Annotated in this window: 20 protein-coding genes; 12 read left to right on the top strand and 8 right to left on the bottom strand. The window is 65.8% G+C overall.

Annotated features, from left to right (window positions below; all coding sequences use genetic code 11):
• Positions 1-62 precede the first annotated feature (62 nt).
• Positions 63-503: a DNA polymerase III subunit chi gene (locus tag U1839_RS04905; RefSeq protein ID WP_332802542.1), complete on the bottom strand. Its 441-nt coding sequence runs from the start codon at positions 501-503 to the stop codon at positions 63-65.
• Positions 503-1,975 carry a leucyl aminopeptidase gene (locus U1839_RS04900; RefSeq protein WP_332802541.1) on the bottom strand — a complete coding sequence of 491 codons (1,473 nt, stop codon included), beginning with the start codon at positions 1,973-1,975 and terminating at the stop codon, positions 503-505. The genes U1839_RS04905 and U1839_RS04900 overlap by 1 nt, the downstream gene beginning before the upstream one ends.
• 173 nt (positions 1,976-2,148) lie before the next feature.
• Between U1839_RS04900 and U1839_RS04895 the strand changes: the two genes are divergently transcribed.
• The 4 genes from U1839_RS04895 to rsmA all read left to right on the top strand — a co-directional run bounded on the left by U1839_RS04895 (position 2,149) and on the right by rsmA (position 7,646).
• A complete protein-coding gene (locus U1839_RS04895; RefSeq protein ID WP_332802540.1) occupies positions 2,149-4,386 on the top strand; it encodes an LPS-assembly protein LptD in 2,238 nt (745 codons plus the stop codon).
• Between the two features lie 75 nt (positions 4,387-4,461).
• Positions 4,462-5,826 (top strand): SurA N-terminal domain-containing protein, encoded by a 1,365-nt coding sequence (locus tag U1839_RS04890; protein ID WP_332802539.1) that lies wholly within the window; start codon positions 4,462-4,464, stop codon positions 5,824-5,826.
• Between the two features lie 12 nt (positions 5,827-5,838).
• A complete protein-coding gene (pdxA, locus tag U1839_RS04885; protein ID WP_332802620.1) occupies positions 5,839-6,831 on the top strand; it encodes a 4-hydroxythreonine-4-phosphate dehydrogenase PdxA in 993 nt (330 codons plus the stop codon).
• Complete coding sequence (gene rsmA / locus U1839_RS04880; protein WP_332802538.1) at positions 6,828-7,646, top strand: 16S rRNA (adenine(1518)-N(6)/adenine(1519)-N(6))-dimethyltransferase RsmA; 819 nt, start codon at positions 6,828-6,830, stop codon at positions 7,644-7,646. Before pdxA ends, rsmA begins: the two co-directional genes overlap by 4 nt.
• On the opposite strand, the gene U1839_RS04875 is transcribed toward rsmA, so the two are convergent.
• From U1839_RS04875 to guaB, 3 genes are read right to left on the bottom strand one after another with little or no spacing between them, the layout of a single operon-like run.
• Entirely contained in the window at positions 7,647-8,150 is a 504-nt protein-coding gene (locus U1839_RS04875; protein ID WP_332802537.1) for a tetratricopeptide repeat protein, read from the bottom strand.
• A 32-nt stretch (positions 8,151-8,182) separates the two neighbouring features.
• Positions 8,183-9,349: an RsmB/NOP family class I SAM-dependent RNA methyltransferase gene (locus tag U1839_RS04870; RefSeq protein WP_332802536.1), complete on the bottom strand. Its 1,167-nt coding sequence runs from the start codon at positions 9,347-9,349 to the stop codon at positions 8,183-8,185.
• Complete coding sequence (gene guaB / locus U1839_RS04865) at positions 9,346-10,803, bottom strand: IMP dehydrogenase (protein WP_332802535.1); 1,458 nt, start codon at positions 10,801-10,803, stop codon at positions 9,346-9,348. The genes U1839_RS04870 and guaB overlap by 4 nt, the downstream gene beginning before the upstream one ends.
• Before the next feature lie 170 nt (positions 10,804-10,973).
• Here guaB and U1839_RS04860 point away from each other — a divergent pair, with 170 nt between their 5' ends.
• Both U1839_RS04860 and U1839_RS04855 read left to right on the top strand, forming a co-directional pair.
• Positions 10,974-11,960 carry an SPFH domain-containing protein gene (locus tag U1839_RS04860; RefSeq protein WP_332802534.1) on the top strand — a complete coding sequence of 329 codons (987 nt, stop codon included), beginning with the start codon at positions 10,974-10,976 and terminating at the stop codon, positions 11,958-11,960.
• Complete coding sequence (locus U1839_RS04855) at positions 11,957-12,406, top strand: NfeD family protein (RefSeq protein WP_332802533.1); 450 nt, start codon at positions 11,957-11,959, stop codon at positions 12,404-12,406. The genes U1839_RS04860 and U1839_RS04855 overlap by 4 nt, the downstream gene beginning before the upstream one ends.
• Before the next feature lie 50 nt (positions 12,407-12,456).
• Here U1839_RS04855 and U1839_RS04850 read toward each other — a convergent pair whose 3' ends face one another.
• Genes U1839_RS04850 through U1839_RS04840 form a run of 3 tightly spaced genes read right to left on the bottom strand, consistent with a single transcriptional unit; the run spans position 12,457 to position 15,007 of the window.
• The gene (locus U1839_RS04850) at positions 12,457-12,831 is read right to left on the bottom strand and encodes a hypothetical protein (protein WP_332802532.1); all 375 of its coding nucleotides are present in this window, start codon (positions 12,829-12,831) and stop codon (positions 12,457-12,459) included.
• A 38-nt stretch (positions 12,832-12,869) separates the two neighbouring features.
• On the bottom strand, positions 12,870-13,325 hold the full coding sequence (locus U1839_RS04845) for a hypothetical protein (RefSeq protein ID WP_332802531.1): 456 nt from the start codon (positions 13,323-13,325) through the stop codon (positions 12,870-12,872).
• A gap of 44 nt (positions 13,326-13,369) precedes the next feature.
• The gene (locus U1839_RS04840) at positions 13,370-15,007 is read right to left on the bottom strand and encodes a phosphoenolpyruvate carboxykinase (protein ID WP_443030568.1); all 1,638 of its coding nucleotides are present in this window, start codon (positions 15,005-15,007) and stop codon (positions 13,370-13,372) included.
• Between the two features lie 156 nt (positions 15,008-15,163).
• Here U1839_RS04840 and U1839_RS04835 point away from each other — a divergent pair, with 156 nt between their 5' ends.
• Genes U1839_RS04835 through U1839_RS04810 form a run of 6 tightly spaced genes read left to right on the top strand, consistent with a single transcriptional unit; the run spans position 15,164 to position 19,453 of the window.
• Complete coding sequence (locus U1839_RS04835; protein ID WP_281124405.1) at positions 15,164-15,871, top strand: response regulator transcription factor; 708 nt, start codon at positions 15,164-15,166, stop codon at positions 15,869-15,871.
• Positions 15,840-17,405, top strand: a complete 1,566-nt coding sequence (locus tag U1839_RS04830) for a sensor histidine kinase (RefSeq protein WP_332802529.1) — start codon at positions 15,840-15,842, stop codon at positions 17,403-17,405. The genes U1839_RS04835 and U1839_RS04830 overlap by 32 nt, the downstream gene beginning before the upstream one ends.
• Positions 17,402-17,827 (top strand): HPr kinase/phosphorylase, encoded by a 426-nt coding sequence (locus U1839_RS04825; RefSeq protein WP_332802528.1) that lies wholly within the window; start codon positions 17,402-17,404, stop codon positions 17,825-17,827. The genes U1839_RS04830 and U1839_RS04825 overlap by 4 nt, the downstream gene beginning before the upstream one ends.
• Complete coding sequence (rapZ, locus tag U1839_RS04820) at positions 17,824-18,777, top strand: RNase adapter RapZ (RefSeq protein WP_332802527.1); 954 nt, start codon at positions 17,824-17,826, stop codon at positions 18,775-18,777. The genes U1839_RS04825 and rapZ overlap by 4 nt, the downstream gene beginning before the upstream one ends.
• Positions 18,774-19,181: a PTS sugar transporter subunit IIA gene (locus tag U1839_RS04815; protein ID WP_281124409.1), complete on the top strand. Its 408-nt coding sequence runs from the start codon at positions 18,774-18,776 to the stop codon at positions 19,179-19,181. The genes rapZ and U1839_RS04815 overlap by 4 nt, the downstream gene beginning before the upstream one ends.
• Complete coding sequence (locus tag U1839_RS04810; protein ID WP_281124410.1) at positions 19,181-19,453, top strand: HPr family phosphocarrier protein; 273 nt, start codon at positions 19,181-19,183, stop codon at positions 19,451-19,453. Before U1839_RS04815 ends, U1839_RS04810 begins: the two co-directional genes overlap by 1 nt.
• The last annotated feature ends 1 nt before the right edge of the window (position 19,454 follow it).

Raw genomic sequence — 19,454 nt, 5'->3', positions numbered from 1 at the left:
TTGTGATGAGAAATGGCGGAAATGCGCCGGCTACCTAGTCGCGCGGCACCCGTGATGCAAGGTCAAGCCGCTTGCTCCCAGCGCCCGGCGTCGTTCTGCTTCCAGTAGCGCCGTTCGACGCCGTCGCGTTCGGCGAGCGCTTTCCATGCCAGTCGTGCTTCGGCGATGCGCTCGCCATCGAAGAAATGAAAGGCGCGCTCGAAGCCGAGTGCCTCGTCGCGCCAGATGCCATCGGCCAGCGCGATATTGCGCGCCGCATTGGTCGCCACAGGTGTTTCGGCAAGCAGGATAGGCTGGTTCGCGTCGCCTTCCCCACCGGCACAAGCATGCGGCAGGAAGCTTTCCGGATTGTAGCTCCACAACAGCTTGTCGAGCGCGCTACGCTGCGCCTCGCTTTCGGCGACGAGCAGCAACCGCCCGCCATTCGCCAACACCTTCTCCGCGATTTGCGGCAAGGCCCGGTCGAGCGGCGTGACGGTCAGATGGTAGAAATCGACCTGCATCAGCTCTCGAAATTGTCCGCGACGAAGCGGTCGAGCAGGCGCACGCCGTAGCCGGTCGCGCCCTTGTCGAAGGTCGCGCCCGGCTTGTCGGCCCACACCATCCCGGCAATGTCGAGATGCGCCCAGCGCACGCCTTCGTCGACGAAGCGCTTGATGAACTGCGCCGCGGTGATCGAGCCGGCGCCGCGCGGACCGACATTCTTCATGTCGGCGATCGGCGAGTCGATCAGCTTGTTGTAGGCATCCGAAAGCGGGAAGCGCCACAGCTGGTCGCCAGTCGCCTTGCCGGCGGCAAGCAGCTGATCGGCGAGCGAATCGTCATTGGCGAACAATCCGCCATGCTCGTTGCCGAGCGCGATGATCATTGCGCCGGTGAGCGTGGCGAGATCGACGATGGTCTTGGGGCGATGCGCCTGCTGAACCCAGGTAATCGCATCGCACAGCACCAGCCGCCCTTCTGCATCGGTGTTGAGGATCTCGATCGTCTGGCCCGACATCGAGGTGACGATGTCGCCGGGTCGTTGTGCATTGCCGTCAGGCATGTTCTCGACCAGGCCGCACACGCCGATGACATTGGCCTTGGCCTTGCGCAGCGCAATCGCCTTCATCGCGCCGGCGACGGCACCCGCGCCGCCCATGTCCCATTTCATGTCTTCCATGCCGGGACCAGGCTTGAGCGAAATGCCGCCGGTATCGAAGGTCACGCCCTTGCCGACCAGCGCCAGCGCCGGATCGCCGGCGCCCGCGCCGTTCCACTTGAGCGCGAGCAGCTTGGCCTCGCGCCGCGAACCCTGGCTGACGCCGAGCAGCGCGCCCATGCCGAGCGCCGTCATCTCCGCTTCGCCGAGCACGGTAACCTCGATCCCGAGCCCGTCGATTTCCGCCATGACCTTTTCGACGAACGATTCGGGATAGAGCAGGTTGGGCGGCTCGGACACGAGCGTGCGCGTCAGGTCGAGACCATCGGTGACCGCCTTGTGCGATACCCATGCCGCCTCGGCCCCATCGGGAGCGCCGATCAGCACGATGCTGGTCAGCGTCGGCTTGGCCTTCTCGGCCAGCTTGGTGCGATAGGTATCGATCCGCCAGCCGCGTTGCGCTGCCGCGGCGGCGAACCGTGCGACCGCCTTGGGCGCCGCGCCTGCGCTGGCCAGATCGACGGTCACCGATTCGACGCCCGAGGTGAGCAGGCGTGCGGTCAACGCGCCACCGGCGCGCTCGTAATCCGGCTCGCCGCCGGCGCCGACGCCGAGCAGCAGCACACGCTGTACGCCGCCGGCGACCGGCAGGAAGGTCTCCACGACGCCCCCCGCCTCACCCTCGAATCGGCTCGCGCGCGCCGCTGCGACGATCGTCGTCAGACCGGCCGCGTCGATCAGCTTGCTGGAAAGGCGGTCGAGGCCGTCCTTTTCGACCGGCAGCGCGATCGTGTCGGCATGGGCGGGGGCTGTCGCGGAAAAGCTGATCTTCATGAAAGCGGGTCTCGGTATGATGATATGGGGGACTCGGATGGCTCTAGGACAATGTGGCGCGAGTGGCAAAACACGGCTGCGATTGCAGCGCGGCCCCGGCGATGCGATAGGGCGGCGACCGTTGGCCGCACTGCGGGATTGTTCTGCGGGCTTGTTGGGATGTGTTTTTCGCCGTGAAGCGTGCCAATCTTCTTGCGAGTTGCGCCCTGCCCCTTGCCCTCGCGCTCAGTAGCGGGGCGCATGCGCAGGATCTCAACCAGCCGACCACGCCACCGCCGCCGCCGTCGGATCAGGCCGCCAGGGACGACCAGGTGCGGTTCAGCGCCGCCGCGCTGGAATATGATATCAACACCGAGGTCGTCACCGCGACGGGTGACGTGCGCATGTACCGCGAGGGCGATCGCCTGCGCGCCGATCGGGTGGAATGGAACCGCAAGACCGGCAAGGTCATCGCGACGGGCAACATCGCCGTGGTCAACCCCGGTGGCGACACCGCCTATGGCGATTCGATCGAACTGACCGATGCGCTCAAGGATGGCGTGGTCGACAACATGCTGATCGTGCTCGGCAAGGGCGGGCGACTCGCGGCACGGCGCGGTACGCGCGCGCTCGACGAAACGGTTACGCTCGACGATGCTGCCTACACCCCCTGCGCCGTCACATCGTCGAGCGGATGCCCGAAGGAGCCGGCGTGGAAGATTACCGCGGTGCGCGTCGTCTATCGACCCGACCGCAACCGCATCTATTACAAGGGTGCGCGGATCAATCTTTTCGGCCTGCCGTCCTTGCCGTTGCCCGCCTTCTCGCACCCGGCGAGCCAGGCCAATCAGAGCGGACTGCTCGCGCCGGACCTGCGCTACGATCGCGTCAACGGCTTCGAATTTGCCCAACCCTATTATTTCGCGCTCGGCCCGAATCGCGGCCTGGTCCTCACGCCGCGCCTCTATTCCGCCGTGCTGCCGATGCTGCAGGGCAATTACCAGGCACTGACCGCAACGGGTGCCTACAAGATCGGCGCCTATGCGACCGTCAGCCGGCGCAGCGACGACCTGCTGACCTCGGCGACCACGACTTCACCGGAGGCGTTTCGCGGCTATCTCGATGGCGTTGGTCGCTTTCAGCTCAGCCCGGAATGGAGCCTGAGCGGTTCGCTGCGCGTCGCGACCGACCGCACCTTCCTGCGGCGTTACGACATCTCGCAGGACGATCGTCTGCGCAGCACGGTCAGCCTCGAACGGATCGACCGTGACAGTTATTTTGCGGTGACCGGCTGGGCGGTGCAGACATTGCGCCTTGGTGATCGCCAGGGCCTGCAGCCCGTCGCGCTGCCGGAAATCGACTATCGTCGCCGCCTTACCGACGGCCTGGTCGGCGGCATCTTGCAACTCCAGGTGAACTCGCTCGCCCTGACCCGCACCGGCGGACAGGATACGCAGCGCGCCTTTGCCAGCGCGCAATGGGACCTGCGCAAGCTGACCCCGCTTGGCCAGCAGATCACCCTGACGGCCTTTGCCCGCGGCGACGTTTACAATGCCAACGACACGCTCGCCACGACGGTGGCAAGCTATCGCGGCGATCCCGGCTTTCATGGCCGCGTCATGGGTGCGCTCGCGTTCGATGTGCAATGGCCGTTCGTCGGCCCGTTTCTCGGCGGTACGCAGCGGCTGACGCCGCGCTTCCAGGTCGTGGCATCGCCACACACGGCAAATCTCCTCGTCCCCAACGAGGATGCCCGCGCGGTCGATCTGGAAGATTCGAACCTCTTCGCGCTCAATCGCTTCCCCGGTTACGATCGCTTCGAGGATTCGTCGCGCATCACCGTCGGCCTCGACTGGAAGGTCGATCTGCCGAACCTGACGATCAACGCCAATGTCGGACAGAGCTACCGGCTCGATTCGCGTCCGGTGCTGTTCCCCGAGGGAACGGGGCTCGGCGGTCGCGTGTCCGACATCGTCGGTCGCACCGAACTGCGCTACAAGGATTTCGTATCGATCACCCATCGTTACCGGCTCGACAAGGACAACCTTTCGGTCCGGCGAAACGAGGTCGACGCCACGATCGGATCGCGTAATACCTACATTTTGCTTGGCTATCTGCGACTCAACCGCAACATCGCGCCGACGCTCGAGGATCTGCGCGATCGCGAGGAGGCGCGCGTCGGGGCGCGGGTCCAGTTCGCGCGCTTCTGGTCGGTATTCGGCTCGACCGTCATCGATCTGACCGATCGCAACGAAGATCCGACCTCGATGGCAAGCGGCTTCGATCCCGTGCGGCATCGTCTCGGCGTGGCCTATGAAGACGATTGCCTCAGGCTTGGTCTGACATGGAAGCGGACCTATCAGGACACCGGCGACGCAAAGGCGGGCAACAGTTTCCTGTTGACGCTGGCTTTCAAGAATCTGGGTCGCTAAGCCATCATTCAGGCGCGACCGGCGAGTAGACGAGTACGAGCGCGCCTCCGCGCGGGATGGGATGACGATAAAGTGATGAATTGGTTGACCAAAGCCAGAGCCGGTCTGGTTGGCGGCGCGATGATCGCCGCGATTTCGACGGGCGCGCTTACCTCGGCACATACGGTCGCGGATCAATCCGCCCCGCAAGTCGGGCTTAATATCCCGAGCAATGTCCAGATTTTCGGCAAGGTGGACCCCAATGTCCGCAAGCCGACGGCGATCGTCAACGGCGTGGTCATTACCGGCACCGACGTCGATCAGCGCGTCGCGCTGATCGTTGTGGCCAATCAGCTGACCAATCTCAGCGCGGATGACACCAATCGCCTGAAACTCCAGGTGCTGCGCGGCTTGATGGATGAAACCTTGGAGATCCAGCACGCCAAGGCGAACGAAATCACGATTACCGCCGACGAGATCAACCAGAGTGTGGTCCGTGTCGCGGCGAATTTCGGGAAGACACCGGCCGAGTTCAACGCCTATCTCCGCTCGGTCGGCTCGTCGGAGCGTTCGCTCCGTCGGCAGATCGAGGGCGAACTCGCCTGGCGTCGCTTCCTCCAGCGCCGCGTCGAACCCCTGATCAATGTCGGCAGCGAGGAAGTCGATGCGATCCTGAAGCGCATGGAGGCGTCGAAGGGCAGCGAGGAATTCCACCTCAAGGAAATCTATCTCTCGGCTGGTCCGGATCGTGCACAGCAGGTGTTCGCGCAGGAACGCCAGATGATCCAGGACATCCAGAAGGGTGAAAAGCCGTTCGAATATTACGCGCAATTCACCGAATCGAGCGCTCGCGCCAAGCTCGGAGATCTTGACTGGCTGAGCAATGAGCAGCTTTCCCAGTTGCCGGACAGCCTTGCCAGCCAGGCACGGCTCATGAAGGTCGGCGAGATCGCCGGCCCGATCGAGGTGCCGGGCGGTTTTTCGATTCTCTATCTGGTCGACAAGCGACGCGTGCTGGAAGCCGACCCGCGCGATTCGCAGCTCACGCTTAAGCAATTGAGCGTCAAGTTCGCGCCCGGCCTGAGCGAGGCGGATGCCAAGGCGCGCCTGCAGGCTTTTGCGAAGGCGACCGAGGCGATCCGCGGCTGCGGCGATGTTTCCAAAGTCGCGTCAGCCATCGGCGCGGAAGTGGTCGATAACGCTTCAGTGCGGGTACGCGACCTGCCTGTGCCACTACAGAAGATCATGCTTGAAATGCAGGTCGGCCAATCGACACCACCCTTTGGGTCAGTCCAGGAGGGTATTCGCTCGCTGGTTCTCTGTGGTCGAGATGACGCACGCGAGGGGACCGCGCCGACATCTCAACAGATTCAGGGCAAGATGGAAGAACAGCGCGTCAACCGGCGCGCCGACCAGATGCTGCGCGATCTGCGGCGCGACGCGATCATCGAATATCGCTAGGGTCGTACGGTGATCGCCCCCCTCGCCGTGTCGATGGGCGACCCGGCCGGAATCGGGCCGGAGATCATCGCCAAGGCATGGTCGATGCGCGAGCGCGAGGGACTGTCGCCGTTCTTCGCCGTTGGTGACGTGCGCGCGGTCGCTGCGGTATGGGATGGCCCGATCGCCGAAATCACTGCGCCCGACGAGGCTGCCACGGTTTTCAACCAAGCGCTGCCGATCTTCGGTGTCATCGATGGTGGAACGATCACCCCTGGGACACCCGATGTGGATGGCGCGCGCTGCGCGCTCCATGCGCTGGAAATGGCGGTCGGGCTGGCGCGATCGAGCACCGTCGGCGCGCTGGTGACCGGGCCGGTGTCGAAGGCGCAGCTCTATGCCATCGGTTTCACGCATCCTGGCCAAACCGAATTCGTCGCAGAGCGCTGTGGGATCGCGGTCGAGAATGCGGTGATGATGCTGGCCGGCCCGACGCTGCGTGTCGTCCCGGCGACGACGCATGTCCCGCTGGCGCAGGTTGCATCGATGTTGTCGGTCGAGTTGCTCGTCGCCAAGGGGCGTGCCACCGCGCGCGGCCTGACACGCAATTTCGGCATCCTCAATCCGCGCATCGCCTTTGCCGGCTTCAATCCGCACGCCGGCGAGAGTGGCGCGATCGGGCGCGAGGAAATCGATTTCATTCAGCCGGCGGTCGCGGTGCTGCGCGATGAAGGTGTGGAGGCCACCGGGCCTTTTGCTGCCGACACGATGTTCCATGAGCGCGCGCGCGCCACCTACGACGCCGCGATCTGCTGTTATCACGACCAGGCGCTGATCCCGATCAAGACGCTGTATTTCGATCAGGGCGTCAATATCACGCTGGGATTGCCGATCGTGCGCACCTCGCCCGACCATGGCACTGCCTTTGGCATTGCCGGGCAGGACCGCGCCGAGCCGGGTGCGATGATCGCCGCCATCCGCATGGCGGCGCAGGCGGCGGCATTGCGCAGCGCCAGGGGCGGATGACCGTCGACCTGCCACCGCTGCGCGAGGTCATCGCGCGGCATGGCCTCGCCGCCAGCAAAGCGCTGGGCCAGAATTTTCTGCTCGACGCGCAATTGCTGGCGCGGATCGCCCGTATTCCCGGTGACCTGACCGATGCCGAGGTACTGGAAATCGGCCCCGGCCCCGGTGGCCTGACGCGCGCACTGCTCGCAGCGGGCGCCAAGGTCACCGCGATCGAGCGCGACCGTCGTTGCATCCCGGCACTGGCCGAGCTTGGTGAGGCCTATCCCGGCCGGTTGCGCGTGATTGAGGACGACGCTTTGACCGTCGACGCGCGACCGTTGTTCGTGGGGCGGCCGCATATCGCTTCCAACCTGCCCTATAATATCGGCACCGCGCTTCTGGTGCGTTGGCTTTCGGCGGAGTGGCAGCCCTGGTGGCAGAGCCTGACGCTGATGTTCCAGCGCGAGGTCGCTGACCGCATCGTGGCACACCCCGGCGATGATGCGTTTGGACGTCTTGCCGTGCTCGCCCAGTGGCGCGCGACCGCCAGGCTGGCGATGCCGGTGCATCGCTCGGCCTTCACGCCACCGCCCAAGGTGATGTCGGCGGTGGTGCACATCACGCCCGATGCGGCACCCGACGGCGCGGTCTTTGCGACGCTCGAGCGGTTGACCGCCGCCGCCTTTGGCCAGCGGCGCAAGATGCTGCGTAAGAGCGTCAAGTCGGTGCCTGGCGCGCTCGACGCGCTCGATAGGTTGGGCATCGATTCAGCGCGCCGTGCCGAGACGCTGTCGATTGAGGAATTTATCGCGATCGCCCGCGTGCTCGGTTGATCAATTGCTCGCCGGCTTGGGCGTCGTCTCGACCGAGGCGGTCGCGATCGGCGGGCCCTTGGCGATCACGGCTGCCAGGGCGCTTGCCTCGGCGCACGAGCCCTTGCCGCAAGCAACCTTGACCTTGGCGAGATTGTCGCGTGCGCGCTGTACCGCGCCTTTGGCGACATAGGCTTCGCCCTGCCCTTTGAGCGCCGCAATGTCGTTGGGGTCGAGCAGCAACGCCTCGCGGTAAAGCCGAATCGCCTTGCCCGGCAATCCGCGCGCCTGCGCCACAGCGCCCAGGGCGACAAAGGCCTCGCGATTGTGCGGATCGACCGCCAGTGCGGTTTCCAGCGCGTCGGTCGCCGCATCGAGATTGCCAGCGGCCTGCGCCGCGCGCCCCTTGGCGAGCAGCGCCATCGAGCGCGCATCGACCGGAGCCATGGCCTTCTGCCCATGCAGCGAGGCCGACACGGTCAGCAGCGTCAACGCTGCGGCAGCGGCGACGGTCGAGTAACGCATGATCAACTCCAGTCTCGGCACGGTAGTTCGAGCTAGCATGACCGCCGGAGGCGCGCGACAAAAAAGCCGTCGGTGGCGTCGTGGGCTGGGGTCAACCGGATGCCGGGGCCATGGGCACGCCCGGCAGGTAGATCGAGCGTGTCCGCGCGCCAATCCGGATGCGAGTCGAGAAACGCTGCCGCCTGCCCTGCCCCTTCCTCGTCGAGCAGCGAGCAGACGATATAGACCAGCGCGCCGCCCGGCTTCACCAGTTTGGCGCCGAGCGAAAGGACGTGACGCTGGGTCGCCGCCAGCCGGGTCAGCCGGTCGGGGGTCAGCCGCCATCGTGCTTCCGGGTTGCGGCGCCACGTACCGGTTCCGGAACAGGGCGCATCGATCAGCACGGTATCCGCTTTGCCCTGCCAGTCCGCCAGCGCCTCGGCTTCGCGGTCGGGATCGAGCAGCCGCGTCTCGACGATCGACACGCCGGCGCGCGTCGCGCGCGGCGCGAGGCGCGACAAACGCGCGCGGTCGGTATCGGTCGCCAGGATCGTACCGCTATTTTCCATCAGCGCGGCGAGCGCCAGCGTCTTGCCCCCGGCGCCGGCGCAAAGATCGACAACCCGCTCGCCCGGCTTCGCATTGGCGGCCAGCGTCACGAACTGGCTGCCCGCGTCCTGGACCTCGATCTTGCCCTCATTATAGGCAGGAATGTCGTCGAGATTGGTGCCTGCGGACAAGCGCCTGCCGGCCGGGAGGCCCGCAATCGGCTCGCCGATATCGATATCGGTGGCAGCCACGTTGAGGCGAATGTCGAGCGGTGCGCGCTGGATCAATGCGGCCTGCTCCCTTTTCCCGAGCCCCGAATCAGCAAGGCGCTTGACGATCCAGGTCGGCGCGACGCCGACTTGCGCCCCGGGCTCGTCGGCAGCGATCGGTTCGGGTGCGTGGACACCGCCGTCGAAGCGGGTCGCGAGCTCCGCATCCTTCCTTGCAACCGCGATCATCGCGGCGCGTCCCGACGCCGGGCGCGGTCCCGCCAGCCGAATCGCTTCGTACACAAGCTCGCGCACGGCGCGGCGATCCTTGCTGCCGGCGTAGCGGCGCGTCGTGAAATAACGCGTGATCAGCGTATCGGCGGCGGCGCCCTGGTCGCGCGCAGCGGCGATGATGGTGTCGAGCAGCTCGATGGCGGCCTGGACTCTTGCCTGGGGGGTCACCGTGTGGGGTAATTCGGGGCTTCGCGGGTGATCGTCACGTCATGGACGTGGCTCTCGGACAGGCCCGCGCCGGTGATCTGGATGAAGCGGGCACGCTCCTGGAGATCCTTGATCGTCGCCGAACCGGTATAACCCATCGCCGCGCGCACCCCGCCGACCAGCTGGTGGATAACGTCGCGCGCCGGCCCCTTGAACGCGACCTGCCCCTCGATCCCCTCCGGCACCAGCTTCATCTGGTCCTTGATATCGCCCTGGAAATAGCGGTCGGCCGATCCGCGCCCCATCGCCCCGACCGAACCCATGCCGCGATAGGATTTATAGGCGCGACCCTGATAGAGAAAGGTGTCGCCAGGCGCTTCTTCGGTGCCGGCGAGCAGCGACCCGATCATCACCGACGACGCGCCGGCGGCGAGTGCCTTGGCAATGTCGCCCGAGGTGCGGATGCCGCCATCGGCGATCACGGGCACCCCGGCCCTGGCGCCTGCCTCGGCGCAATCCATCACTGCGGTAAGCTGCGGCACACCAACGCCCGCCACGACGCGCGTCGTGCAGATCGAACCCGGACCGATCCCGACCTTGATACCGTCGGCGCCGGCGTCGATCAGCGCGCGTGTCGCCTCTGCCGTGGCGACGTTGCCGGCGATCACCTGAACCGCATTGGACAGCTTCTTGACCCGCTCGACCGCGCGCGCGACGTCGCGATTATGGCCATGCGCGGTATCGATCACGACGAGATCGAGCTCGGCATCGACCAGCGCCGCGGTGCGCTCAAACCCCTTGTCGCCCACCGTCGTGGCGGCGGCGACACGCAACCGGCCGGCGCCATCCTTGGTGGCGTGCGGATAGGTCACCGCCTTTTCGATATCCTTGACCGTGATCAGGCCGATGCAGCGATAGGCATCGTCGACGACGAGCAGCTTCTCGATGCGACGCTGGTGGAGCAGGCGGCGCGCTTCCTCCTGCCCGACGCCGGGCGAAACGGTGGCGAGGTTCTCATGCGTCATCAGCTCCGAAACGGGCTGGCGCGGGTTACCGGCAAAGCGCACGTCGCGGTTGGTCAGGATGCCGACCAGCTTGCCGCCGACCTCGACCACCGGGATGCCGCTGATCTTGTGACGCGTCATCAACGCCTGCGCATCGGACAGCGTGGCGTCGGGGCCGATCGTGATCGGATTGACCACCATGCCCGATTCGAAGCGCTTCACCGCGCGCACGGCGGCGACCTGGGTTTCGATGTCGAGATTGCGGTGCAGCACGCCGATACCGCCAAGCTGCGCCATGACGATCGCCATGTCGGCCTCGGTCACCGTGTCCATCGCCGCGGAAAGCACCGGGATCGAAAGGCTGATGCCGCGCGTCAGCTGGGTCGACGTATCGGCTTCACTGGGCACCAGCGACGATTCAGCTGGAACCAGCAGGACGTCGTCAAAGGTGAGGCCGAGGCGAATGTCCATGGGATGCCAGTTCCTGCGAGGGGCGAGTCGTGGCGGTCCATGTAACCAAACACCCCGCGGCTTGCTAGGCTGACGCGCGCCGGCAACGCATTTCGCTATAACGCCGCCCGCGATATGCTAATCAAGCATCGCGTCGGCGTGCTCGCCGACAGCGTCATGGGGAAGCAATCATGGGTTTCACAATCGCCGCCCTGCTGCTGTTCATCGTCCTGATCTACATCATGATGAGCATCAAGGTCGTCCGTCAGGGCTATCAATATACCATCGAGCGGTTCGGCAAGTTCACCGCCGTCGCGCACCCCGGCCTGACGATGATTCTGCCCTTCTTCGATCGTGTCGGCCGCCGGGTGAACATGATGGAGCAGGTGCTCGACATTCCGGGCCAGGAAATCATCACCAAGGACAATGCGATGGTCGCGGTCGATGGCGTGGTGTTCTTCCAGGTGCTCGACGCCGCCAAGGCCGCCTATGAGGTCAGCGACCTCTATGTCGCGATCATGCAGCTGGCGACGACCAATTTGCGCACCGTGATGGGCTCGATGGATCTCGACGAACTGCTGTCCAAGCGTGACGAGATCAACGGCCGGCTGCTTGCCGTGGTCGATCACGCGACCGAGGCATGGGGCGTGAAGATCACGCGCGTCGAGCTCAAGGACATTCGCCCGCCGGCGGACATCGTCAATGCGATGACGCGCCAGATGAAGGCCGAGCGCGAAAAGCGCGCAACGATCCTCGAATCCGAGGCCGCGCGGCAGAACGAGATCAACCGCGCCGAAGGTTTGAAGCAGGCGCAAATTCTCGAAGCCGAGGGTCGCAAGGAAGCCGCCTTTCGCGATGCCGAGGCGCGCGAGCGCTCGGCCCAGGCCGAAGCGACCGCCACCAAGATGGTGTCCGACGCGATCGAAGGCGGCAGCACCCAGGCGATCAACTATTTCGTCGCGCAGAAATATGTCGAGGCGATCAGCCAGTTCGCCACCTCGCCCAATGCCAAGACGATCCTGTTCCCGGTCGAGGCAACGCAGTTGATCGGCACGCTTGGCGGTATCGGCGAACTGGTCCGTGATGCGGTCGGTGCCAATCAGGCGTCGGCCGCAGCTGCGGCGGCAGCGCCCCGCGCGCCGAGCCGGCCCGGCCCCTTCGAGGGAGGCGCTGCATGACCTGGTCGTTGTTGACCGCAAGCGCCGGCGCTTCGTGGCTTGTCGGCGCACTGCTGCTGGCAATCGCCGAACTGATTGCGCCCGGCTTCTTCCTGATCTTCGTCGCTGCCGCCGCGGCGGTCACGGGATTCGTCCTGCTCGCCTTTCCCGGCATGCACGTCATCACCCAGGTTGTGCTGTTTGCCCTGTTTGGCGCCGCTGCCGTCGCGCTGGGGCGCGACTGGTATCAGCGCATCCGCGGCGTCACCACGCGCCCCGATCTCAATGATCGCGCGGGCAAGCTGGTCGGCAAGACCGTCCATGTCTGCGAGGCGATCGTCGACGGCGAGGGCCGCGTGCGGGTCGGCGATGGCGCGTGGACCGCGCAGGGCGCAGATGCCCCCGTCGGAACGCTTGTCCGCATCATCGGAGTCGAGGGCACCTTGTTGCAGGTCGAACCGGCCTGAGGGTGCGATACAGATCGCCGGTTAACCCGGCGATCCGTCGCAATGGGTCGTCAGCTCTTGCCGAACAGGCCCTTGGCGAAGCCGGCAATCTCGTCGGTCGCGCTGCCGTTGCCATTCTGGTCGAGCATGCCGCCCAGCGTGCCCATGATCCCGCCCGCGCCACCGCCCTGCGCGACGAGCATGCTGGCGAACTGCCCCAGCGCGCCTTCGCCGCCAATGTGCCCGACGATTTGCTGCAATATGTCGGTCGGCAGGCCGGTCGCGGCAGCCGCGGTGTCGACGGTATTGCCTGGCGCGGTATGCGCCTGACCGAGCGCGGTTATGGCGCTGGCTGCCTGCTCGGGTGAAATGCCGACCTTGGCGGCCAGCCCGGCGACATCGACGTTCGAAGCAATCTGACCCAGCAGTCCGTCAAGCATTCCCATGGCATTTACCCCTTCATATCGGTCCCGGTACGACCTCCCTAACATGACGTCGGAAAGGGTGCGAGATCGGGTGTCACCAAGGTGAGCCGGGCAGAAGCCGATTTGAGTAGCGCCGGGCTGTAGAAGCGCAGCGGCCAGTCGCGCCGGCCCGCGGGTGAAGCAAGCAACGCGTTGACGGCGTCCACCAGGGGCTCGGCCGTGGAGCGGGTTGCGAGGTGCGCCCGCACCCCCGCGACGAACGCGCGGGTGATGCTCTCGTGGTAGCCCTGCGTGGCGTCGTTCACCCCGCCGACGCTTTCATTGTAGCGGCGGATGATCGTCGCGATCTCGGCGTCGACATCGATGTCGGGCCGATCGCGCAGCAGCCACAAGGTCGCGCCGAGATGGGCTTCGTGAGTCCATTCGGCTTTCGGCAGCGTACAGTCGAGCAAGCCCTCGCCGAGATGGCGTATCGCGGCATCGTCGGCGAAGGGGCGGTAGGTCGGTTCGGTCATCGGATCGGGCTCTCTTTCAGGCGCCCGATCCGAGACCGGGCCGTTCAGGCGGTGGCGGGGGTTCGTGGTGCGGCTTGTCGCACCCCCTCGTCGACATGCTCGGCGAATTGGGCGAAATTCTCGACGAACAGATCGACCAGCCTGGCCGCCGTCGCGTCATAGTCCGCCTTGTTCGGCCACGTCTCGCGTGGATCGAGGATGGCGCTGTCGACGCCCGGCACCGACACCGGCACCTTGAAGCCGAAATTGGGATCGGTGCGGAATTCGGCATGGTTGAGGCTGCCGTCGAGCGCGGCGTTGAGCAGCGCGCGGGTCGCCTTGATCGGCATGCGGCTGCCGATGCCGTATTTTCCCCCGGTCCAGCCGGTATTGACCAGCCAGCAATCCACCCCGCCCTTGGCGATCCGCTCCTTGAGCAGATTGCCGTAGACCGACGGATGGCGCGGCATGAACGGTGCGCCGAAGCAGGTCGAGAAAGTGGCGTCGGGCTCGGTCACGCCGATTTCGGTGCCGGCGACGCGTGCAGTGTAGCCCGACAGGAAGTGATACATCGCCTGGTCGGGCGTCAGCTTCGAGATCGGCGGCAGCACGCCATAGGCGTCCGCCGTCAGCATCACGATGTTGCGCGGCACCGGCCCCATATTGTCGCTCGATGCATTGGGAATGAAATCGATCGGATAGGCGCCGCGGCTGTTCTCCGCGAGGCTGGCATCGTGCAGATCTAGCTGGCGCGTAACCTGATCCATCACGACATTTTCGAGCACCGTGCCGAAACGCTTGGTCGTCGCGAAGATCTCGGGCTCGGCGTCGGCCGACAGCCGGATCATCTTGGCGTAGCAACCACCCTCGAAGTTGAACACCGCGGTGTCCGACCAGCCATGCTCGTCATCGCCGATCAGCGTGCGGCTGGCGTCCGCACTGAGCGTCGTCTTGCCCGTGCCCGACAGGCCGAAGAACACTGCGGTATCGCCCTTGGGGCCGATATTGGCCGAGCAGTGCATCGGCATCACGCCATCGACAGGTAACAGATAGTTGAGCAGGCCGAACACCGACTTCTTCATCTCGCCGGCATATTTGGTGCCGCCGATCAGGATCAGCTTTTCGGTGAAGTTGACCGCGATCACGGTCTCGCTGCGGCAACCGTGCCGCGCCGGATCGGCCTGGAAGCTCGGCAGGTCGATGATCGTATAGTCAGCGACGAAACTGCGCAGTTCCGACTCGTCGGGACGAACCAGCATCGTGCGGATGAACAGATTGTGCCACGCCAGTTCGTTGATCACGCGGACGCGAACGCGGTTCTCGGGCTGCGAGCCGCCGAACAGATCCTGGATGAACAGGTTTTCCTTGTCCTTCAGCGCTGCCATGAAATCGGCCTTGAGCGCGGCGAAGTGCTCGGGCGACATTGCTCGGTTGGATTTGCCCCACCATACGACCGACTCGGTTTCGGCATCGCGCACGATAAACTTGTCCTGCGCCGAACGGCCGGTGTGCTTGCCCGTTTCGACGACCAGCGGGCCGTCCGCCGACAGCTTGCCCTCGTTGCGCGCCACCGCGGCCTCGACCAGCCGCGCCGTCACGAGGTTCCAGTACAGGGTTGCCCTCGTTTCGATGCCCTGGGCTTCGAGCCCGGCGTCCGGAATCCGATCGCTCACTTTTACCACTCTCCTGAAACCAGCGCCCATGCGCGGCCGCATACGTATGCGGCTCGAATCGGCATGCGCATATCGTTGGGATGCCAGTCGGTCAAATGGGTCGCAAAACTCGTACAAGGACGACGTGGTTGAGCCCCGCGATGCTTTCGACTAACCGGTGACGCCAATGGACAAGGCGCACTTCGCATGACCGCTTCCATCGCGCTCGTCGATGACGACCGCAACATCCTCACCTCGGTGTCGATCGCACTTCAGGCCGAGGGCTTTATTACCCGGGTCTATTCCGACGGCGAGACCGCGCTCAAGGCGTTGATCGACAACCCGCCCGACCTCGCCATCTTCGACATCAAAATGCCGCGCATGGACGGACTCGAACTGTTGCGCCGGCTGCGCGAGAAGAGCGCCATTCCGGTTATTTTCCTGACCAGCAAGGACGACGAACTCGACGAGGCGCTGGGCCTGGCAATGGGTGCCGACGATTATATCGCCAAGCCCTTCTCGCAACGCCTGCTGATTGCCCGGATCCGCGCGATCCTGCGCCGTACCGAGCTGGCGCAGGCCGGGACCGCGGGGAGCGAGGAAGCCAGCGAGGCCGAACTGGTGCGGGGTCGGCTGACGATGGATACCGCGCGGCACCGCGTCACATGGGGCGGCACCCCCGTGACCTTGACGGTGACAGAATTCCTGATCCTCGAGACGCTCGCCCAGCGCCCCGGCATCGTCAAGACGCGCAACCAGCTGATGGATGCCGCCTATCACGACGATATCTATGTCGATGATCGCACGATCGACAGCCACATCAAGCGCGTGCGGCGCAAATTCCGGCAGATCGATCCCGAGTTCGATGCCATAGAAACCTTATATGGCGCCGGATACCGATTCTCCGAGGAGTGACGAGCGCGAACTGCGCTTCGGCTTTTCGACCCGCGTCTCGCTCACGCCGCGCATCCTGTTCGTCAACATCTTCGCGCTGGCGCTGCTCGCCTTTGGCTTCTTCTACCTCGATTCATACCGCAGCCGCATTGTCGACAGCCGTGTCGCCCAGGCGGGTCGCGAGGTCCGGCTGATCGCCGAGGCGATCGCCGCGGTACCGAAGGATCAGCGCGACGCGCTCGCCCTGCGCCTCGCCCACGATACCGGAACACGCCTGCGGCTCTATGACGCGGCGGGCACGCTGCTCGGCGATACGAGGGCGCTGGGGCTGCGCAACTTCGTGCTGGTCGATCCCGACAAGGAGGACCTCGGGCAGCGCATCGCCCGCTTCCTCGACGCGATGATCGACACCGTCGTCAACGCCGCGCGCGCGCCGCTCTATCGCGAGCGCAAGGGCGGTCTCGACTGGCCCGACGTACGCACCGCGCGCGACACCCACACCGCGCCCGCCACGGTGTGGCGCGCGCCGGATCGCACGCCGGTCATCACCGCGGCTGCCGCCCTGCCCGATGGCGGCGTCGTCATGACCACGGTCAATGCGCGCGACATCACCAAGACGGTTCGCGTCGAACGTTATCGCCTCGGCGTGGTGTTGGCGGTCACCGCGCTGCTGTCGGTCCTGCTGTCGCTGTTTCTCGCCCGCACGATCGTTCGCCCGATGCGCCAGCTCGCCCGCGCCGCGGTCCGCGTCCGACTCGGTCGCGCGCGCGAAGTGGTGGTGCCACGCCTGCCCGATCGCCGCGACGAGATCGGCCTGCTCGCGCGCGCGCTGTCCGACATGAGCCTCGCATTGCGCGCACGGATCGACGCGATCGAAGCCTTTGCCGCCGACGTAACGCATGAGATGAAGAACCCGCTCGCGTCGCTGCGCTCGGCGGTCGAGGGGCTGGCGACGGTCAAGCAACCAGATTTGCAGGAAAAACTGCTGGCGATCGTGCGCGACGACGTTCATCGGCTCGATCGCCTGATCACCGACATCGCCGAGGCGTCACGCCTCGACGCGCAGCTCAGCCGCGCCAAATTCGAGCCGGTCGATGTCGGCGCGATGCTCGCCGGGCTTATCTCGTCGCGCGAGGAGCGCGGCGTCGAGCGTGGCGTACGCCTGCGCTTCGATCGCGCCGACGCGCAGCGCATGGTCGTGCTCGGCGAAGGTGCTCGGCTGGTGCGCGTGTTCGAGAACCTTATCGAGAACGCCCTGTCCTTCTCTCCCGATAACGGCCTGATCACGATCTCGGCGGTGCGGAGCGGCGACATGCTAGAAATCCGCGTCGAGGACGAAGGCCCCGGCGTGCCGGAAGAAGCGCGTACCCAGGTCTTCACCCGCTTCCAGTCGCTGCGCCCCGAGGGCGAGGCCTTTGGCCAGCACAGCGGCCTCGGACTCGCCATCGCCAAGACCATCGTCGAGGGCCATCAGGGCAGTATCGTGGTCGAGGCGCGGCACGACCGGATGCGCGGGGCACGTTTCGTCGTGCGCTTGCCCCTGTCGCGTCCATGAGCGCGACCCGGATCCACGCGACCACCGTCGCGATCGACGGGCGCGGGGTGATGATCGTCGGGCCATCCGGCGCGGGCAAATCGGATCTCGCCCTGCGGCTGATCGATCGCGGCGCCGTGCTGGTCAGCGACGATTACACCGAGTGCGCGGCGCGTGAGGGGGTCCTGATGGCGTCCGCGCCGCCGACGATCGCGGGCAAGATCGAGGTGCGCGGTCTCGGCATCGTCGACATGCCGCAAGCGGGACCGACCGCCGTGGCGATGGTCGTGACGCTCGCTGACACGGTCGAACGCATGCCCGAGCGCGGGACCACCCGCATCGCCGGCGTCGAGCGTTGTCTGATCGCGATCGACGCATTCGAAGCATCGGCGCCGATCAAGGTGGAAATTGCCCTGTCGCGACTGGTAGAGGAGCCGAGATGACCAGCGCTCCCAAGGATATCCTCCTCGTCACCGGCATGTCGGGTGCCGGCAAGTCGACCGTGCTGCGGACGCTCGAGGACCTTGGCTGGGAGGTCGTCGACAATTTGCCGCTTCTGTTGCTCGAACGGCTGTTGAGCGCGCCGCCGGCCGAAGGCGCCGATGGGCCCGACCGCCCGCTCGCGCTGGGCATCGGTGCCGGTACGCGCGATTTCGATGCCGGGCGCATCATCCACCGCGTCAACGCGCTGCGCGAGCGATTCGATATCGGCACGCTGTTCCTCGACTGTGCCGGGGGTGAGCTCGAACGGCGTTATTCCGAGACGCGTCGCCGTCATCCGCTCGCGCTGGACCGGCCCGCATCGGACGGCATCGCGCGCGAGCGCGAGTTGCTCGCCCCGCTGCGCACCTGGGCGAACCGGCTGATCGACACGACCGATCTCGGCGCCAACGAACTTGCCCAGCAGATCCGCGCCAATTTCGCCCGCGAGCGGTCGGGTGAACCGACTTTGCTGGTAACCTCGTTCGGTTTTGCGCGCGGCCTGCCGCGCGGCGCCGATCTGGTGTTCGACATGCGCTTCCTGCGCAATCCGCACTGGGTCGAGTCGCTGCGCCCCGGCACCGGACTCGATTCCGACGTCAGCGCCTATATCGCCGACGATCCCGCCTATGATGAAGCACTGGCGAAGATCGAATCACTGCTGCTGTTGCTGCTCCCGCGCTACCGGGCGGAAGGAAAATCCTATGTCACTATCGCCTTCGGCTGTACCGGCGGGAGACATCGCTCGGTCCATGTCACCGAGCGGGTGGCGGCACGGTTGCGCGACGCCGGATTTTCGCCCACGGTCGCGCACCGCGATCTCGCGGCAGCTCCCCAGGATTCATTGGAGGGGGCGCCGCGCGGCCAGTCTGGGGACGGGACGACATTGGTAATGAAGGAATCCGGGCAATGATCGGCCTTGTCCTGGTGACGCACGGCCGCCTCGCGGAAGAATTCGTCACGGCGATGGAGCATGTAGTCGGCAAGCAGGAGCGCATCGCGACGATCGCGATCGGCGCCGATGACGATATGGAGGCGCGCCGCAAGGATATCGCCGACGCGATCGCCGCGGTCGACGCCGGGCGCGGCGTGATCGTGCTGACCGATCTGTTCGGCGGCACGCCCTCCAATCTCGCCATCTCGCTGATGGAGCGCGGTCGCGTCGAGGTCATCGCGGGGATCAACCTGCCGATGCTGATCCGGCTCGAATCGGCGCGCAAGTCGATGAAGGTCGTCGATGCCGTCGCCGCCGCGCGCGAGGCGGGCCGCAAATATATTTCGGTCGCCTCCGAGGTCCTGGGCGAGGCAGCCGCCTGATGTCGGTGAGCCGCCGGGTCATGATCGCCAACAAGCGCGGTCTCCACGCGCGCGCCAGTGCCAAGTTCGTCACGCTAGCCGCCACCCTGCCGTGCGAGGTCGCCGTCGAGAAGGACGGTGCCGGCTCGGTGACGGGCACCTCGATCATGGGGCTGATGATGCTCGGCGCGGCGATGGGCGACAGCATCGTCATTTCCGCCGAGGGTGACGGCGCCGAGACCTCGGTCGCCACGTTGTGCGAACTGGTCGAGGCCAAGTTCGGCGAGGACTGAC

This window comes from Parasphingomonas halimpatiens (genome assembly GCF_036663795.1).
In the GTDB taxonomy this organism is placed as follows: domain Bacteria; phylum Pseudomonadota; class Alphaproteobacteria; order Sphingomonadales; family Sphingomonadaceae; genus Sphingomonas.
Note: the sequence above shows the minus strand (reverse complement) of the source record. Positions and strands in the feature narration are given on the sequence as shown.

Excerpts from the sequence above, each read along its gene's own strand:
- U1839_RS04905 (WP_332802542.1), bottom strand. The coding sequence starts at position 503 with ATGCAGGTCGATTTCTACCATCTGACCGTCACGCCGCTCGACCGGGCC.
- U1839_RS04900 (WP_332802541.1), bottom strand. The coding sequence starts at position 1,975 with ATGAAGATCAGCTTTTCCGCGACAGCCCCCGCCCATGCCGACACGATC.
- U1839_RS04890 (WP_332802539.1), top strand. The coding sequence starts at position 4,462 with ATGAATTGGTTGACCAAAGCCAGAGCCGGTCTGGTTGGCGGCGCGATG.
- rsmA (WP_332802538.1), top strand. The coding sequence starts at position 6,828 with ATGACCGTCGACCTGCCACCGCTGCGCGAGGTCATCGCGCGGCATGGC.
- U1839_RS04875 (WP_332802537.1), bottom strand. The coding sequence starts at position 8,150 with ATGCGTTACTCGACCGTCGCCGCTGCCGCAGCGTTGACGCTGCTGACC.
- guaB (WP_332802535.1), bottom strand. The coding sequence starts at position 10,803 with ATGGACATTCGCCTCGGCCTCACCTTTGACGACGTCCTGCTGGTTCCA.
- U1839_RS04860 (WP_332802534.1), top strand. The coding sequence starts at position 10,974 with ATGGGTTTCACAATCGCCGCCCTGCTGCTGTTCATCGTCCTGATCTAC.
- U1839_RS04855 (WP_332802533.1), top strand. The coding sequence starts at position 11,957 with ATGACCTGGTCGTTGTTGACCGCAAGCGCCGGCGCTTCGTGGCTTGTC.
- U1839_RS04850 (WP_332802532.1), bottom strand. The coding sequence starts at position 12,831 with ATGGGAATGCTTGACGGACTGCTGGGTCAGATTGCTTCGAACGTCGAT.
- U1839_RS04845 (WP_332802531.1), bottom strand. The coding sequence starts at position 13,325 with ATGACCGAACCGACCTACCGCCCCTTCGCCGACGATGCCGCGATACGC.
- U1839_RS04840 (WP_443030568.1), bottom strand. The coding sequence starts at position 15,007 with ATGGGCGCTGGTTTCAGGAGAGTGGTAAAAGTGAGCGATCGGATTCCG.
- U1839_RS04835 (WP_281124405.1), top strand. The coding sequence starts at position 15,164 with ATGACCGCTTCCATCGCGCTCGTCGATGACGACCGCAACATCCTCACC.
- U1839_RS04830 (WP_332802529.1), top strand. The coding sequence starts at position 15,840 with ATGGCGCCGGATACCGATTCTCCGAGGAGTGACGAGCGCGAACTGCGC.
- U1839_RS04825 (WP_332802528.1), top strand. The coding sequence starts at position 17,402 with ATGAGCGCGACCCGGATCCACGCGACCACCGTCGCGATCGACGGGCGC.
- rapZ (WP_332802527.1), top strand. The coding sequence starts at position 17,824 with ATGACCAGCGCTCCCAAGGATATCCTCCTCGTCACCGGCATGTCGGGT.
- U1839_RS04815 (WP_281124409.1), top strand. The coding sequence starts at position 18,774 with ATGATCGGCCTTGTCCTGGTGACGCACGGCCGCCTCGCGGAAGAATTC.
- U1839_RS04810 (WP_281124410.1), top strand. The coding sequence starts at position 19,181 with ATGTCGGTGAGCCGCCGGGTCATGATCGCCAACAAGCGCGGTCTCCAC.